The sequence below is a fragment of the Pseudomonas sp. THAF187a genome (assembly GCF_009363395.1).
Taxonomy (GTDB): domain Bacteria; phylum Pseudomonadota; class Gammaproteobacteria; order Pseudomonadales; family Pseudomonadaceae; genus Aquipseudomonas; species Aquipseudomonas khazarica.
In genome coordinates this window covers 527,632-543,530 of record NZ_CP045349.1, presented here as the reverse complement: position 1 = coordinate 543,530, position 15,899 = coordinate 527,632, and the positions used below count along the sequence as shown (strand labels likewise).

Genomic DNA, 15,899 nt, shown 5'->3' with positions numbered 1-15,899 from the left:
CTCCGCAGCCTGTCAGGCCCTCGGCTGGCCGCGCAACAGGCTCGCCGCCATCGCAGCGAGCAACCCAACTCCCAGTAGCAGTACAGCCCAGAGTCCCCAACGCTGCCAGTCGGATCGCGATTCGGCCTGGCCCGTGGCAGCGGTGAGCAGCGGTTCAGCCAGCTCCGCCCGACCGAGACGGCTCAGGCGCTCTGCCTGGTAACCGGGGATCAGGGTGTGCAACGGCAGCGCCGCCGACTGCGCATGCGCATTGCCCAGTGCGAGCACGTAGGGCGGCTCGCCACGAGCCAGAAACACCAGGCGCGTGGCACGCAGCGCCACCTGGATGGCCACGCTGTCCTGGCCAAGGCCGCCGCCACGCGGGTCCAGCTGCATGCGCAGCTGGCGCAGCGGCCAGCCCGGCAGGCTCAGCTCATCGTTGAGCACCTCGCGCCCGCCCTCGGGGAGGCGATAGAGCACGGCATTGGCCAGCGGCTGCCAGCCTCCCTGGTCGCCGGTGCGTGATTCGAAGCGCACAGGGGCCAGCGTGTTGTCCTGCTCCAGGGCGACGCGCAAGCGCTGCAAGGGCAACGTCAGTGGCAACTGCCACTGGAAGCGCCCAGCGCCGCTCGCGCGGGCCGCCAGGGGCTCGGACCACACCAGCGGCGCCGGCTGCTGGTCCTGGCGGCGACTGCGCAGCGTCACGCTCTGCAGTTGCGGGGCCGGCAGCGGGCTCTGCCAGAGCAGGCGCAGGTAGCGGGCACGCTGCCCTGGCAACTCGACCTGGCGCTGTTCGATACGCTCGTCGGCGAAGCTCAGGCGGGCCAGTTGTCCGTCGCCCCAGCGGCGCCAGTGCTGCAGGTCGTCACTGGCTTCGATGCTGAAGCGCTGGAACCCCTCCTCGGCACCGCTCCAGTCCAGGGTCAGGCGCACCAGTGGCGCCTCGATGGCACTGGCATCGAGCAACCAGCCGCGCAGTTGCAGCCCGGCGTCGGCCGGGGCGGCATCGCTCAGTTCGATCAGGGTGCCGCTGGTGTTGCGCTCGACGCGCAACGCCGGCACATCCTGCGTATCGGAGGGACCACGCAGCGGGAACCAGCGCACGCCATGTTCCTGCTCCTGGTCCACCCGTTCGCTGCTGGCAGGAATCAGCGCATAGGCCTGCGCCTGGCCATTGGCATCGAACACCCGCAGATCACGCAGGTCAGCATGGCTGGCGGCAAGGTGCGCGGCGAAGGGCAGCTCCAGGCGATACCAGGGGCCCGCGCCTGACAGCTGCAGGTCGGCGGTTTCATGAAAGTCGCGCAGCTGCTCTCCAGCCTGCGCGACAGTCGCCATGGACAGGGCCAGCAGCAGGCCCAGACCGGTCATCTTCATGCGCCAGACTCCTGTTCGTTGGGTGCGTCGCGCTCGGCCTGACGCGGCGGCAGCGGTGCGAAATAGCCCACCACCAGCAGCAGCACGCCCACGCCGATGAAGGACACGATACGTTCCAGCCCGCCGCGATTGCCCAGCTCGACGAAGAACAGCTTGGCCACCACCAGGGCGATCAGCGCCGCCCCGACCAGCCACAGCTCGCGGCGTGCACGCAGGTGCCCGAACAGCATCAGCGCCAGGGCGATCAGGGTCCAGACGATGGACAGCCCGGCCTGCACCAGCATCGATTCGAACAGCGCTGCACTGTGCCAGGGCACGCCGCCCCAGTGATGGGCGCTGCGCATCACCATCAGGGTGAACAGGGCGAACAGCGACACGCCGACCACGGCCTGCAACAGCTGCAGCGCACGCCCAGGTTCCAGGCCAAGACGCGGCAGCGCGGCACGCCCCCAGACGAACAACGCACCCAGGCACAGCAGCAGGCCGATCTCCAGCGGATTGAGCAGCGGCAGGTACGGCAGCGGGTCGCTGTCGCCTGCACTGTTGGCATTGGCCAGCCAGAACCAGCCGAGCATCAACACGGCCAGGGGCGCAGCCGCCCACAGGCGGTATTCGCGTTCGAAGCCAGCCACCGGCCAGGGCAGCCGACGCGCCTGCGCCATGGTCCAGAGATAGGCCGTCGGCAGCAGCGCCCAGCCCAGCCAGCGCCAGGCATTGTAGTGATCGGCCAGACTCAGCAGCAGGTAGCGCAGTTCCAGCGCCAGCACGCCGAGCAACAGCCAGCAGCCGAGCACGTGGACGACACTGGCCGCCGTGGCCGGCAGCAGCCCGACCAGGCGCCGCAGCGACCACAGGTGGGCGGCGAACACCAGGCCCCAGCCGAGCCAGCCCCACTGCGCCGCCGGGTGATAGAAGGGGTGCCAGGCATACAGCAGCAACATGCCGGCCAGCGGGACCAGCAGGCCATCGAGCAGGGCCAGCTCGACCCAGCGGTTGCGGGTCGCCAGCCAGGCATACAGCGCCATGTTCAGCGCCAGCAGTACCAGCAGCACGCCGACCTGCAGCTCCGCCGCGACGAAACGCAGCACCTCGCTGGCCAGCGCCAGCGCCCACCAGGCGGCGCCCCAGGTCAGCAGCAACTGCCCCAGACGCTGCACGCTGACGCCATCGATCCCGCTGTCCCGCCCACTGCGCAGCAGCGCATGCAGACGCCAGGCGCCGATCTGCGCAGCCAGGCCGAGCACCGCAGGTGTCCAGAAGCCGGTATGCGCCAGTGGCGACAGACCGACACCACTGATTCCCGACAGCAGCAGCGGCCCGGCTGCCAGGAAGGCCAGGCCGGCGAACAGCTGCAGCACCAGGCTGAACCAGAAGGCCGCACGCTGCTGCAGGTAGAGCGCCAGCCACAGGGTCAGCAGCCCGCTGGCTCCCCATACCGCCGCAGCGGCCACCCAGGGCAGCACGAACAGCACCGCCAGGTTGATGAACACCAGGCCCACCAGCATCACCCAGGACAAGGCCGCAAGCTGGCGGCGGTTGTCACGGATCAGCGGGTCGCGCGCCGCCAGCAGCATGCCCGCGATCAGGCCGAAGCCGACCACCGAGGCCGCCAGCAGACCGAACCAGCCGGCGTTGAAGCCGCCCCGCCCTTGCAGCGACTCCAGCGCCATCTGGCCGAGGAACAGCAGCCCGCCGAGCAGCTGGATGGCGAAGGCGGCGTAGACGAAAACGGGCGCGGCCAGACGCAGGCCGACGAACAGGGTGACCAGACCGGCCAGCGCCCAGGCGATGGCCGTGCCGGGGGCCTCGAAGGTCAGCGGCGCGATCAGGCAGAGGAAGGCCAGCCCCGCCAGCCCCAGCCAGGGCTGCAGACGCACCTCCCAGGGGCTGGCAGCCTGCGGCGCCTGACGCAGTTGCCAGTAGCTGAACAACAGCGCCACGCCGAGCATCAGCGCGCCCAGCGCCGAGCCGTCGAGCAGGCTGGAGTCGCCCGCTTCCAGGCCTGTGGCGAACGCCAGGGCGGCCCCCACCTGCAGCAACAGGGCGAAGCCACGCGCCAGTGGCCGCTGCTGCCGCAGGCCCAACCAGTAGATCCCGGCACCCTCCACGGCCCAGGCAGCGGCTGTCCAGCTGGCGTCGAGGGCCAGTGGGATGGCCAGGCTGGCGAACACCACGCCCAGGGCCAGGCAGGTTTCCACCAGCAGCAGGGCACGTCCGCCGGCGCGCAGCTGCAGCACACGCGCCAGCAACAGGTAGAACAGGCCCAGGCCGAGTGCACTGAACGCGGCAGCGAATTCGATATGGCGCACCAGCGCCACCTGCAGGCCGAAGCCGACCAGCGGTGGGCCGAACAGGGTGGTGGCATCAACATAATCGCCGCGCTGCAGCGACCAGCGCAGCAGTTCGCCACGCGCCTCAGGAGCATCCGCCGCGTCACGCAGGGTGCGGCGGGCGAAGAGCAGGCCGATGGCCACGTACATCAGGAAGAACAGTACCAGGAACGGCTCGGTGCTCCACAGCAGCTGCGGCTCGTAGGAGCGCAGCCCCCAGGCGAAACCGATGCCGAAGGTGCCGACGAAGCCGATCAGGTTGAGCAGGCGCCAGGCCTTGAACCAGGCGATGGCGAAGATGCCGGCATTGAGCAGGGCGAAGTAGGAGAACAGCGCAACATGGTTGCCGCTGCCGGTGGAGGTGAGGATCGGCGCGGCAAAGCCGCCGAGTGCCGCGGCCGCCGCCAGGCCCAGGGCATTCTGTTGCACGGCGAGGATGGCCGAGAACAGCGTCACCGCCACCAGCAGGCCCAGCGCCATGCCCGGGTCGAGCAAGGGATGCAGGCGCATGGCAGCGAACACCGTCAGGTACAGCACGGCGATGCCGGTGCCCTGCAGCACCAGGGCATAGCTGCGGTTGCGCAGCCGCAGCCACCAGCCCAGGCCCAGCAGCGCCAGGGCACTGGCGGCCACGCCCATGTAGCGCAGCTCCACCGGCACCTCGACACCTTCGGTGGCGTAGCGCAGGAGGAAGGCGAGGCCGAGGAACAGCAGGACCACACCGACCCGCAGCACGGTATTGCCGCCGAACAGCCAGGCCTTCGCCGCGTCGATGCCGCGCTCGATCAGGCTGGCCTCGCGTGGTGCCTGTTCGCGCCAGGGACCTTGCTGCGGGGCAGGCGTCGGCTCATGCACGAGCGATGCGGCAGCTGCCACAGGCTGTGGCGCCGGTTGCGGGGGGGCGACTTCCGGAAGCGGGTCCAGCGTCCAGTCCAGCTCGGGCTCTGGTTCGGGCTGTGGTTCGGGCTCTGGCCGAGGCGCCTCCGCCACCCTGGGTTGCGGTTCTGCCGTGGGGGGCGCGCTGACGACAGGTTCCGCCGCCACGGGAGCCGGTTCCGGCTCGACAGCCCCGCCCTGCTCGACCTTGACCAGGCGCTCGTGCATGGCCCGCGTGCCGCGCTCGAAACGCTCGGCGAAATCCTTGAGCTGCGCCGCCAGCTGCGCGTTACGCTTCTCGAGCCCCTGCAGGAGCAGCGCCTGGCCCAGGCTCAGGCCGATCAGCCCGCCCAGCAGCGCCCCGGTTAGCGATTCGCTGGCACCCGTGCCGAGCACCAACCCGACCAGCATGAAAATCCATTGCATGCAGCATGTCCCGTTCCGATGAGAAAGTCGCCTCGCGTCCCTGCTGGCAGCCCGAGGTGGCCACAGGGTGCCTCCGAAAGGCTCGGCAAGGTAGTCAGCTTGTTGCGAACGCAGCGCTGACCACGCAGGCCGTTTTTCAGAGTCGCCCGCCAGTATAGGAGTCGCGCCGTCCAACACCCAGAGAGACGATTGCCACCTCCATCACAGGCACAAGGAAAATCCGCCGCCGACCGGTGGTTCACAAATTCACCACGCCCGCTATCATCGCCGCCCCGTGACCGATGCGGCGCAGACCGCCCCTAGCCAACCATGATCAAGCCCCGCCTGATAGCCGCCGCAGAAATCGACCGCCTGGAAACCTGGGCCAAATACAGCGCCGACATGTGCCACAGCTGCATATCCAGTTGCTGCACCCTGCCCGTGGAGGTGCGCCTGAACGACCTGATCCGCCTGGAGCTGGTGGATGAGTTCGAACGCAGCGAGCCGATCAAGAACATCGCCAAGCGCCTGCAGAAGGACGGCACCATCGAGCGCTTCAACCAGAAGTCGGGCATCTTCACCCTGACGCGCATGTCCAACAACGACTGCCTGTTCCTGGACCGCAAGACACGCCTGTGCAGCGTCTACGAGAAACGCCCGGACACCTGCCGCCACCATCCCAGGGTCGGCCCACGGCCGGGCTATTGCGCGTACAAGCCGAAGTAGAGCGCCGTCAGCGGCGCAGGCCGATGACCCGCCCGACGCAGGCCGGCGTCGCCAGCTCGTGGTGGTCTGCCGCCAGGCGCTGCACCTGCTCGGCCACCTGGGCATCGAATGGCGCCGAACGGCCGGCTACGCTGTCGATGTTCATCAGCATCTGTTCGCTTTCCGCCAGGCTGTCGGCCTCTGCCGGGCGATACAGCGCGTGATGGATATGCAGGCGCTTGGCGTCGTGGGCGAGCAACTGCGTGCGCACTTCCACCGCTTCGCCGCCCTTCACTTCCGCCAGGAAGTTGAGATGGCACTCCAGGGTATACAGGGTGTGGCCGGTACGGGCACGACCGGCCTCGTCCAGCCCCAGCGCATCCATCAGCGCATCGGTGGCATGACTGAAGATCAGCAGGTAGAAGGCATCGCGCAGATGGCCGTTGTAGTCGACCCAGTCGGCGTGGATGCGCGTGCGGTAGGTGGTCAGGGCTGCGTTGCACATGTCGATGTGGCTCCGGATGCATCCCACCGGCCCTTCTCCCGCAGGCAGGAGAAGGGTGGCGGAGGGGTTGGATAGCGTAGCGCAGGGTTGCCCTGCGCAGGACGGACTCGGCTACTCGGCGAAATCGAAGCCGTGCTTGGCCTTGGTCTGGCGGATCGCCTCGAGTACCGCCAGCAGGCAGTCGTCGCGGTAGCGTTCCAGTGCATCCAGGCTGCGCTCGCCCTGTTGCGCGGTCGTCCCTTCGACTACCGCATCGATCAGCCCCTCGGTCAGTTCCGGCGCCTCCAGGTAGGTCCAGGGCAGCTTCAGCGCCGGGCCGAACTGGGCCATGAAGTGGCGCATGCCGGCCGGCCCGCCGGCCAGGGTGTAGGTGAGGAAGGAGCCCATGAACGACCAGCGCAGGCCGGCGCCGAAGCGGATCGCGTCATCGATCTCGCCCGTGGTGGCCACACCGTCGTTGACCAGGTGCAGCGACTCGCGCCACAGCGCCTCGAGCAGGCGGTCGGCGATGAAGCCCGGCACCTCCTTGCGCACGTGCAAGGGCCGCATGCCCAGCGATGCATAGACCTGGATCGCGGCCTGCACGGCCTCCGCTGCGGTTTTCGCGCCACCGACCACCTCCACCAGCGGCAGCAGGTAGACCGGATTGAACGGGTGGCCGACCAGGCAACGCTCGGGGCGCACGGCATCGGCATAGAACTCGCTGGGCAGCAGGCCCGAGGTGCTGGAGCCGATCAGCACGTCGGGGCGCGCGGCGGCGCTGATCTTCGCATGCAGCTCGCACTTGAGTTCCAGGCGCTCGGGCGCACTTTCCTGGATGAAGTCGGCGTTGGCCACGCATTGCTCGATGCTCTCGACGAAGCGCAGCCGCTCCAGCGAGGCGCCGGGCGCCAGCCCCTGCTTCTGCAGCGCGGGCCAGGCGTTGGCCAGGCGCGTGCGCAGCGCCTGCTCGGCACCTGGGGCCGGGTCCCAGGCGATCACGTCTAGGCCATGGGCCAGGGCGCGGGCGATCCAGCCAGCACCGATCACACCGGTGCCGAGGGCGGCGAAAGTCTTGATCTCGGTAACGAAGGTCATGCTTGAACTCCGGTAGCCCGGATGCAATCCGGGGGATGGCAAAGGGTTTCTCGGCCCTGGTTCAGGGAGAGGGGCGCTCGCAAGCGCCCCGGACGACGTGGCGCGTCAGCCACGCCGCTTGAGTTTCATCTTCTCGCGGCCCTCGGCCGGGGTCAGGGCACGGCCGCCAAGGCGTTCGATGATCTCGATGGCGCGCTCGACCAGCTGACCATTGCTGGCATGCACGCCGCGATCGAGCCAGATGTTGTCCTCCAGCCCCACGCGTACGTGGCCACCCAGCAGCATGGCCTGGGCGACCATGGGCATCTGCATGCGGCCGATGCCGAAGCCGGCCCAGGTGATGCCGGGCGGCAGGTTGTCGACCATGGCTTTCATGCTGGTGGTGTCGGCCGGCGCGCCCCAGGGAATGCCCAGGCACAGCTGGATCAGCGGGTCTTCCAGCAGCCCCTCCTTGAGCATCTGCCTGGCGAACCACAGGTGGCCGGTGTCGAAGATCTCCAGCTCGGCCTTGACCCCCAGCTCGGTGATGCGCCTGGCGCCGGCACGCAGCTGCGCCGGGGTGGAGACGTAGATGAAGTCGCCGTCGCCGAAGTTCAGCGTGCCGCAGTCCAGCGTGCAGATTTCCGGCAGCAGCGCTTCGACATGCGCCAGGCGTTCGATGGGCCCGACCAGATCGGTGCCGGCGCCGAACTCGAGCGGCTGCTCGCCCGCGCCGATCTCCAGATCGCCGCCCATGCCGGCGGTGAGGTTGATGATCACATCGGTGTCGCTGTCGCGGATGCGCTCGACCACCTCGCGGTACAGCGCCACGTCACGGCTGGGCTTGCCGGTCTGCGGATCGCGCACGTGGCAGTGGGCGACGGTGGCGCCGGCCTTGGCCGCCTCGATGGCAGCGGCAGCGATTTCCTTGGGGGTGACCGGTATCGCCGGGTGCTTGCCGACGGTGTCGCCAGCGCCGGTCACCGCGCAGGTGACGATAACCTCGTAGTTCATCTTGAGCTGTCCTGTGCAGGGCATGAGGGTGCCTGCGGCATGGCCGCATGCGTTGGAGAAATGGGGATGGGCGCCGGCCACAGGCCGGCGCCAGGGGCTCAGTTGCCGGCGACCAGGGCGGCGTTGGCCGGCTTGCCGTCGAGCGTGGTGACCCCGACGAGCCAGGCGTCGACCACCTGCGGGTTGGCCTTGATCCAGTCACGCGCGACCTGCTCCGGCGCCTTGCGCTCCATGATCGGCTGCATCAGCGCGGCCTCCTGGTCGCTGGTGAAGCGCAGGCTGGTCAGCAGGCGATTGGCATTCGGGCAGCGCTCGGCGTAGTCCGGCGCAGTCACGGTGGAGACGGTGGCGGCGCCATCGTTGGGGCCGAACACATCGTCGGTGCCGCTCAGGTAGGAGATCTTCATCGACAGGTTCATCGGATGGGGTTTCCAGCCGAAGAACACCACCGGTTTCTGGTTCTTCGCCGCGCGACCGACCGCTGCGAGCATGCCCGCCTCGCTGGACTCGACGAGCTTGAAGCCGCCCAGGCCGAACTGGTTGGCATCGATCATCTTCTGGATCGCGGTGTTGGCCCCGGAGCCGGCTTCGATACCGTAGATCTTGCCGTCCAGCTCGTCCTTGAACCTGGCGATGTCGGCCAGGGTCCTGAGGCCCTTGTCGGCGGTGTAGCTGGGTACCGCGAGCACTGCCACGGCATCGCTCAGCGACGGCTCGGCGGCGACCTTGACCGCGCCGGCATCGAGGAACGGCTTGATGTTGTCGTCCATGATCGGCTTCCAGTAGCCGAGGAAGGCGTCGACCTGGCCCTTCTGGATACCGGCGAAGATGATCTGTTGCGATGCCTGGGTCTGCTTGGTCTCGTAGCCGAGCCCTTTCAGCAGCTCGCTGGCGACTGCGGTGGTGGCGACCACGTCGGTCCAGCCGACGGCGCCGAGGCGAACGTTCTTGCAGCTGGCATCATCGGCCAGCAGGGAGGTACTGAACAGGCTCAGGGTGCAGCACGCGGCCAGCGCGGTAAGACCTTTCATCTGGGTGCTCCTCATCGTGTCACAGCGGTTCTATTTCGTTCTTCTAGAGGCTCGTGGCCCCCACCGTGCTCGGGGATCTCGTCTCCCGATGACACCACCTTACGCCGGCCACTGGCAGAATATTCGAACTTATCCGACTATTACTTGACCTATGACGACCTGTTTCATGCGATGTCTGCGCCTGCTTCCCTGGCGCAGACGCGCGGAGCGACGATGACCCAGACCTTCTGCTTCCTGCTCCTGCCCGGCTTTTCCATGATGGGCCTGATGTCGGCGATCGAGCCATTGCGCGTGGCCAACCGCTTTCGCGGCGACCTGTATCGCTGGCACCTGCTCAGCCGCGACGGCGCCGCCGTGGCGGCGAGCAACGGCATGTCGCTGAATGTCGACGGTGCACTGGAACTGGTGGAGGCGACCGAGGCGCTGTTCGTGGTCGCCGGTTTCGACCCGCTGGCCCACCACGACAGTCGCCTGGCGCACTGGCTGCAACGCTGCGAAACGGAGCTCAAGGTGCTTGGCGGCATCGACACCGGCAGTTTCGTGCTGGCCGAGGCCGGGCTGTTCCAGCAGCAGCGCCTGACCCTGCACTGGGAAGCCATCGACGCCTTCCGCGAGCGCTATCCGGCGCTGCAGGTGACCCAGGAGCTGTTCGAGATCGACGGCCGGCGCATCACCAGTGCCGGTGGCACCAGCAGCCTCGACCTGATGCTCGGGCTGATCGCCCAGGACCATGGCGAGGCCCTGGCGGTGCAGGTTTCCGAGCAGTTCGTGGTCAGCCGCATCCGCACGCGCCTGGACCACCAGCGCATGCAGGTGGCCAGCCGCTATGGCCTGCACAACCGCAAGCTGATCCGCGTCATCGGCGAGATGGAGCGCCACAGCGAACAGCCGTTGAGCGGCGAGGTGCTGGCCGAGCGCGTCGGCATCAGCGTGCGCCAGCTGGAGCGCCTGTTCCGCCATCACCTGGCGACCACGCCGTCGGCGTTCTATCTCGGCCTGCGCCTGGACAAGGCGCGCCAGCTGCTGCGCCAGAGCGACCTCAGCGTGCTCGAGGTGAGCCTGGCCTGCGGTTTCGAGTCGTCGAGCTACTTCTCCCGCAGCTACAAGGCGCACTTCGGCAGCACGCCAAGCAGGGACAGGCACGAGCACCCGTCCCACGCCTGAGCGGGGTGCTAGACGGAGCGACCCATTTCGGCGAGCGCGGACTGCACCAGGGGGTGCAGGTTCTCGCCGTGGCGCTCCAGTTGCCAGGCCATCAGTTCGATGCGCATCGCCGGCGTCCAGAAGTTCTGCAGGTGCTGATGAACCCCCTTGACCGCCTGCTCCCTGTCCGGCTCGGTGGCAAAGAACTGGGCGATCTGATTGGCCATCTTGACCAGGTTCTCGGCGCTCATCGACGCACCTCCGCTTTCTCCTGCCTGCGCCGCTCGGCGAGCAGACGCCGCTGCTCGTCACTGAAGGCCTGGTAGCGTTTCTGCCACTCCGAAGGCTGGTAGACCCGCGTGACCTCCACCGCCGTGACCTTGTACTCCGGGCAGTTGGTCGCCCAGTCGGAGTTGTCGGTGGTGATCACGTTGGCGCCGGACTCCGGGAAGTGGAAGGTGGTGTAGACCACCCCCGGCGCCACGCGCTCACTGACCCGTGCGCGCAGCACGGTCTGCCCGGAGCGGCTGCCCACGCCGACCCAGTCGCCGTCGCCGATACCACGGCTCTCGGCATCGCTGGGGTGGATCTCCAGGCGGTCCTCCTCGTGCCAGGCGACGTTGTCGGTACGCCGCGTCTGCGCGCCGACGTTGTACTGGCTGAGAATGCGCCCGGTGGTGAGCAGCAGCGGGAAGCGGCTGTTGACCTTCTCTTCGGTCGGCACGTAGCCGGTGAGCATGAAGCGCCCCTTGCCCCGCACGAACTGGTCGATGTGCATGGTCGGTGTACCGTCCGGCGCGGCATCGTTGCACGGCCACTGCAGGCTGCCGTGACGGTCGAGTTCGGCGTAGCTGACGCGGGCGAAGGTCGGCGTCAGGCTGGCGATCTCGTCCATGATCTGCGCCGGGTGCTGATAGTCCATCCGGTAGCCCAGCGCCTCGGCCAGGGCGATGGTGGCCTGCCAGTCGGACTTGCCGGCCAGCGGCTCCATCACCTTGCGTACCCGCGAGATGCGCCGCTCGGCGTTGGTGAAGGTGCCGTCCTTCTCGAGGAAGGAACTGCCCGGCAGGAACACATGGGCGAACTTGGCGGTTTCGTTGAGGAAGATGTCCTGCACCACCACGCACTCCATCGCCGACAGCGCGGCGGTGACGTGCTGGGTGTTGGGGTCGCTCTGGGCGATGTCCTCGCCCTGGCAGTACAGCGCCTTGAAGCTGCCGCCGAGCGCAGCCTCGAACATGTTGGGGATGCGCAGGCCCGGATCGGGTTGCAGGGTGACGCCCCAGGCCTGTTCGAACTGGGCGCGGACCTCGGCGTTGGAGACATGCCGGTAACCCGGCAGCTCGTGCGGGAAGGAACCCATGTCGCAGGAACCCTGCACGTTGTTCTGCCCGCGCAGCGGGTTGACCCCCACACCTTCACGACCGATGTTGCCGGTGGCCATGGCCAGGTTGGCGATGCCCATCACGGTGGTACTGCCCTGGCTGTGCTCGGTGACGCCCAGGCCGTAGTAGATGGCCGCATTGCCGCCGGTGGCGTACAGGCGCGCCGCCTGGCGAATCAGCTGCGGCTCGACGCCACAGACCGGGCCGAGCACCTCTGGCGAATTCTCCGCCTGGCCGACGAAGGCGCTCCAGCGGGCGAAGTCCGCGGCTTCGCAGCGCGCGTCGATGAATGCCTGGTCGAGCAGGCCCTCGATGACGATGACATGCGCCAGCGCGTTGAGCATGGCCACGTTGGTGCCCGGACGCAGCGCCAGATGCAGCTCGGCGCGGGCGTGCGGCGAATCCACCAGGTCGATGCGCCGCGGGTCGATGACGATCAGCCGTGCGCCCTGACGCAGGCGGCGCTTGAGCTGGGAGCCGAACACCGGGTGCGCGTCGGTGGGGTTGGCGCCGATCACCAGGATCACGTCGGCCTGCATCACCGAATCGAAGTTCTGCGTGCCGGCCGACTCGCCGAGGGTCTGCTTGAGGCCGTAGCCGGTCGGCGAGTGGCAGACGCGCGCGCAGGTATCGACGTTGTTGTTGCCGAAGCCGGCTCGCACCAGCTTCTGCACCAGGTAGACCTCCTCGTTGGTGCAGCGGCTGGAGGTGATGCCACCGATGGAGTCACGCCCGTAGGCCAGCTGGATGCGGCGGAACTCGCTGGCGGCGTAGGTCACTGCCTCGTCCCAGCTGACCTCCTGCCACGGATCGCTGATGCGCTTGCGGATCATCGGCTTGGTGATGCGATCCGGATGGGTCGCATAGCCCCAGGCGAAGCGCCCCTTGACGCAGGAATGGCCGTGGTTGGCCTGGCCGTTCTTGTCCGGCACCATGCGCACCAGCTCGTCGCCCTTCATCTCGGCGCGGAACGAGCAACCGACGCCGCAGTAGGCACAGGTGGTGATCACGCTGCGCTCGGGCTGGCCCTTCTCGACCACGCTCTTTTCCATCAGCGTCGCGGTCGGGCAGGCCTGCACGCAGGCGCCGCAGGAGACGCACTCGGAGCTGAGGAAATCCTCGCCCCCCGCCGCCGCCACTCGCGAGTCGAAGCCACGCCCGTCGATGGTCAGGGCGAAGGTCCCCTGCACTTCCTCGCAGGCCCGCACGCAGCGGCTGCAGACGATGCACTTGCTCGGGTCGTAGTCGAAGTAGGGGTTGGAGACGTCCTTGGCCTCGCTCAGGTGGTTGGCCCCCTCGTAGCCATAACGCACCTCGCGCAGGCCGACCTGCCCGGCAACGGTCTGCAGCTCGCAGTTGCCGTTGGCCGAGCAGGTCAGGCAGTCCAGCGGGTGATCGGAGATGTACAGCTCCATCACGTTGCGGCGCAGGGTCGCCAGCTTCGTGGTCTGGGTACGCACCACCATGCCCTCGCTGACCGGCGTGGTGCAGGACGCGGGGTAGCCGCGCATGCCCTCGATCTCGACCAGGCACATGCGGCAGGAGCCGAAGGCTTCCAGGTTGTCGCTGGCGCAGAGCTTGGGAATGCTGGTGCCGAGCATCGCGGCGGCGCGCATCACCGAGGTGCCGGCCGGCACGCTGATGCTGCGTCCATCGATGTTCAGGCTGACCTGCACCTCGCTCTCGCGAGCTGGGGTGCCGAAGTCGGTGTCCGTGGCGGGGTCGAAGTAGCTGATCATTGTTCTGCCTCCGAGGTCTTGAGCCCGAAGTCGCCGGGGAAGTGCTTGAGCGCACTGCTCACCGGAAAGGCCGTCATTCCACCCAGGGCACACAGGGAGCCGTGGGTCAGGGTGTCACACAGGTCCTTGAGGATGATCACCTGCTGGTCACGGGCAGCGTCATCGCTGGCCGCCAGCAGGCGGTCGACCACCTCGACGCCGCGGGTGGAGCCAATGCGACAGGGCGTACACTTGCCGCAGGACTCCTCGGCGCAGAACGCCAGGGCGAAGCGCGCCATCTGCGCCATGTCCAGGCTGTCATCGGCCAGCACCACGCCACCGTGCCCGAGCATCGCGCCCATGGCGGCAAAGGCCTCGTAATCCAGCGGCGTGTCGAACTGCGCCGGCGGCACCCAGGCGCCCAGCGGGCCACCGACCTGCGCCGCCTTGATCGGCCTGCCGCTGGCGGTCCCGCCGCCGTAATCCTCCACCAGCTCGCGCAGGGTCAGGCCGAAAGCGCGCTCGACCAGGCCGCCCTGGCGGACGTTGCCGGCGAGCTGGAACGGCATGGTGCCGAGCGAGCGCCCCATGCCGAAATCGCGGTAGAAGGCGGCGCCACGCGCCAGGATGACCGGCACCGAGGCCAGGGTCAGCACGTTGTGCACCAGCGTGGGCTGGCCGAACAGGCCCTGCAGCGCCGGCAGCGGCGGCTTGGCCCGCACCGTGCCACGCTTGCCTTCGAGGGATTCGAGCAGTGAGGTCTCCTCACCACAGATGTAGGCGCCAGCGCCGACACGCACCTCCAGGTCGAAGGCACGGCCACTACCGCCCACGTCGGCGCCGAGCCAGCCGGCTGCACGGGCGACCTCGATGGCCTCGCGCAGGACCTGCACGGCCTGCGGGTATTCGGAGCGCACGTAGATGTAACCCATGCTCGCCTCGACCGCCAGGCCAGCAATCGCCATGCCCTCGATCAGCACGAAGGGGTCGCCCTCCATCAGCATGCGGTCGGCGAAGGTGCCGGAGTCGCCTTCGTCGGCATTGCACACCACGTACTTCTGCGCGGCCTGGGCGCCGCGCACGGTGCGCCACTTGATGCCGGCCGGGAAGGCCGCACCGCCACGCCCGCGCAGCCCGGAATCGAGCACCTCGGTGACGATGGCGTCGCCGTCCATGCCGATAGCGCGGGTCAGGCCCGCGAATCCGCCACTGGAGCAATAGTCCTCCAGCGCCGTGGGCCGGGTCAGACCGGCACGGGCGAAGATCAGTCGTTGCTGGCTATGGATGAACGGCAGCGCCTCGACCAGACCGACCGCAGCCGGCGCCGGGTTGCCGGCATCGGTCAGGGCATCGAGCAGCGCGCCGGCCTGGTCGGCAGACAACGGGCCGAAGCCCTGGCGCCCTTCGGCGCTGTCGACCTCCACCAATGGCTCCAGCCAGTACATGCCGCGCGAACTGCTGCGGCGGATCTCCAGCGGCAACTGGCGGCGCTCGGCCTCCTCGCGCAGGGCCTCGGCCAGCAGATCGGCACCCACCGCGCGGGCGAGCGAATCGCAGGGAACATGGAGCGTCAGCATGATTCTTTCTCCAGGCAGCCTTCGACCAGTTCGTGCAGGCGCTGCGGCGTCACCCGCGCATGCACCTGGCCATCCAGCTCCAGGGCCGGAGAACAGGCGCAGGCACCCAGGCAGTAGACCGGGCGCAGACTGATCTGGCCATCCGCGCTGGAGCCGTGGTCATCCAGCTCGAGGTGCTCGCGCACCTGGGCGGCCAGCGCCCTGGCACCACGGCTCTGGCACGACTCGGCGAGGCACAGGCGCAGGATGTGCCTGGCCGGCGCGACGCGGCGGAAGTCGTGGTAGAAGCCGATCACGCCGAGCACCTCGGCCTGGGTCAGGTTCAGGGCATGGGCGATCTCGCCGATGGCGATATCCGGTATGTGACCGATACCGTCCTGGATGGCGTGCAGCACGGGCAGCAGGGCGCCGGGGGTGTCCTTGTGCGCGTGCAGAACGCCTTGGATCAAAGGCAGGTGAAGCGTCTCATCAGGCATTACAGCGTTCCTCTGTCACAGGCCGTTGTTGTTCTTGGGGCCTGGAGGTTTCGGCTGTGGCGGCCGGCCCGCCACGGTTGCGGGCCGATCACCATCGAAGATGGCCAGGGCGGTGCATCTGCGCGCACGCGCCTGGGCATTGGCTGAGCTTGCCATTCCCGCACCGGCGGGATTGCACCGCAGCGACGCCGCGCATACTGAAACCGACGCCCGGCGACGAAGCACTGCCACACCCATCCTTTATAGGCGTTGACGACAGGATTCGCCGCACCATCGCGCCCGTCACCGCGAACGCGCCATGGCCCGGAGCCCGCCAGGCAGA

Annotated in this window: 12 protein-coding genes; 2 read left to right on the top strand and 10 right to left on the bottom strand. The window is 68.3% G+C overall.

Translation table 11 applies throughout. The features are described 5' to 3' along the window. Nucleotides 1–12 precede the first annotated feature (12 nt). Together FIV02_RS02525 and FIV02_RS02520 are read right to left on the bottom strand one after the other, a co-directional pair. Entirely contained in the window at nt 13–1,356 is a 1,344-nt protein-coding gene (locus FIV02_RS02525) for a DUF3999 domain-containing protein (protein WP_152487700.1), read from the bottom strand. Then, entirely contained in the window at nt 1,353–4,988 is a 3,636-nt protein-coding gene (locus FIV02_RS02520; protein ID WP_152487699.1) for a DUF2339 domain-containing protein, read from the bottom strand. Before FIV02_RS02520 ends, FIV02_RS02525 begins: the two co-directional genes overlap by 4 nt. Nucleotides 4,989–5,297: 309 nt before the next feature. On the opposite strand from FIV02_RS02520, the gene FIV02_RS02515 reads away from it, so the two are divergent. After that, entirely contained in the window at nt 5,298–5,693 is a 396-nt protein-coding gene (locus tag FIV02_RS02515) for a YkgJ family cysteine cluster protein (protein WP_037049937.1), read from the top strand. Between the two features lie 7 nt (nt 5,694–5,700). Here the strand turns inward: FIV02_RS02515 and FIV02_RS02510 are convergent, their stop codons facing one another. The 4 genes from FIV02_RS02510 to choX all read right to left on the bottom strand — a co-directional run bounded on the left by FIV02_RS02510 (nt 5,701) and on the right by choX (nt 9,278). Continuing rightward, nucleotides 5,701–6,177 carry a thioesterase family protein gene (locus FIV02_RS02510; protein WP_037049939.1) on the bottom strand — a complete coding sequence of 159 codons (477 nt, stop codon included), beginning with the start codon at nt 6,175–6,177 and terminating at the stop codon, nt 5,701–5,703. Nucleotides 6,178–6,288: 111 nt separating this feature from the next. Next, entirely contained in the window at nt 6,289–7,254 is a 966-nt protein-coding gene (locus FIV02_RS02505; protein WP_152487698.1) for an L-carnitine dehydrogenase, read from the bottom strand. Between the two features lie 105 nt (nt 7,255–7,359). Next, entirely contained in the window at nt 7,360–8,247 is an 888-nt protein-coding gene (locus tag FIV02_RS02500; protein WP_037049944.1) for a 3-keto-5-aminohexanoate cleavage protein, read from the bottom strand. A 98-nt stretch (nt 8,248–8,345) separates the two neighbouring features. Continuing rightward, nucleotides 8,346–9,278: a choline ABC transporter substrate-binding protein gene (gene choX, locus FIV02_RS02495; RefSeq protein ID WP_152487697.1), complete on the bottom strand. Its 933-nt coding sequence runs from the start codon at nt 9,276–9,278 to the stop codon at nt 8,346–8,348. Nucleotides 9,279–9,491: 213 nt separating this feature from the next. On the opposite strand from choX, the gene FIV02_RS02490 reads away from it, so the two are divergent. Beyond that, nucleotides 9,492–10,442, top strand: a complete 951-nt coding sequence (locus tag FIV02_RS02490; RefSeq protein WP_152487696.1) for a GlxA family transcriptional regulator — start codon at nt 9,492–9,494, stop codon at nt 10,440–10,442. An 8-nt stretch (nt 10,443–10,450) separates the two neighbouring features. Here FIV02_RS02490 and FIV02_RS02485 read toward each other — a convergent pair whose 3' ends face one another. Genes FIV02_RS02485 through FIV02_RS02470 form a run of 4 tightly spaced genes read right to left on the bottom strand, consistent with a single transcriptional unit; the run spans nt 10,451 to nt 15,577 of the window. Next, complete coding sequence (locus tag FIV02_RS02485; RefSeq protein WP_037049955.1) at nt 10,451–10,672, bottom strand: formate dehydrogenase subunit delta; 222 nt, start codon at nt 10,670–10,672, stop codon at nt 10,451–10,453. Next, nucleotides 10,669–13,545: a formate dehydrogenase subunit alpha gene (gene fdhF, locus FIV02_RS02480; RefSeq protein WP_152487695.1), complete on the bottom strand. Its 2,877-nt coding sequence runs from the start codon at nt 13,543–13,545 to the stop codon at nt 10,669–10,671. The genes FIV02_RS02485 and fdhF overlap by 4 nt, the downstream gene beginning before the upstream one ends. After that, on the bottom strand, nt 13,542–15,101 hold the full coding sequence (locus FIV02_RS02475) for an NADH-quinone oxidoreductase subunit NuoF (RefSeq protein WP_152487694.1): 1,560 nt from the start codon (nt 15,099–15,101) through the stop codon (nt 13,542–13,544). Before FIV02_RS02475 ends, fdhF begins: the two co-directional genes overlap by 4 nt. Beyond that, on the bottom strand, nt 15,095–15,577 hold the full coding sequence (locus FIV02_RS02470; protein ID WP_152487693.1) for a formate dehydrogenase subunit gamma: 483 nt from the start codon (nt 15,575–15,577) through the stop codon (nt 15,095–15,097). Before FIV02_RS02470 ends, FIV02_RS02475 begins: the two co-directional genes overlap by 7 nt. Nucleotides 15,578–15,899 lie beyond the last annotated feature (322 nt).

Bases quoted from the DNA above. Each gene is read 5' to 3' on its own strand.
- FIV02_RS02525 (WP_152487700.1), bottom strand. From the start codon at position 1,356: ATGAAGATGACCGGTCTGGGCCTGCTGCTGGCCCTGTCCATGGCGACT.
- FIV02_RS02520 (WP_152487699.1), bottom strand. From the start codon at position 4,988: ATGCAATGGATTTTCATGCTGGTCGGGTTGGTGCTCGGCACGGGTGCC.
- FIV02_RS02515 (WP_037049937.1), top strand. From the start codon at position 5,298: ATGATCAAGCCCCGCCTGATAGCCGCCGCAGAAATCGACCGCCTGGAA.
- FIV02_RS02510 (WP_037049939.1), bottom strand. From the start codon at position 6,177: ATGTGCAACGCAGCCCTGACCACCTACCGCACGCGCATCCACGCCGAC.
- FIV02_RS02505 (WP_152487698.1), bottom strand. From the start codon at position 7,254: ATGACCTTCGTTACCGAGATCAAGACTTTCGCCGCCCTCGGCACCGGT.
- FIV02_RS02500 (WP_037049944.1), bottom strand. From the start codon at position 8,247: ATGAACTACGAGGTTATCGTCACCTGCGCGGTGACCGGCGCTGGCGAC.
- choX (WP_152487697.1), bottom strand. From the start codon at position 9,278: ATGAAAGGTCTTACCGCGCTGGCCGCGTGCTGCACCCTGAGCCTGTTC.
- FIV02_RS02490 (WP_152487696.1), top strand. From the start codon at position 9,492: ATGACCCAGACCTTCTGCTTCCTGCTCCTGCCCGGCTTTTCCATGATG.
- FIV02_RS02485 (WP_037049955.1), bottom strand. From the start codon at position 10,672: ATGAGCGCCGAGAACCTGGTCAAGATGGCCAATCAGATCGCCCAGTTC.
- fdhF (WP_152487695.1), bottom strand. From the start codon at position 13,545: ATGATCAGCTACTTCGACCCCGCCACGGACACCGACTTCGGCACCCCA.
- FIV02_RS02475 (WP_152487694.1), bottom strand. From the start codon at position 15,101: ATGCTGACGCTCCATGTTCCCTGCGATTCGCTCGCCCGCGCGGTGGGT.
- FIV02_RS02470 (WP_152487693.1), bottom strand. From the start codon at position 15,577: ATGCCTGATGAGACGCTTCACCTGCCTTTGATCCAAGGCGTTCTGCAC.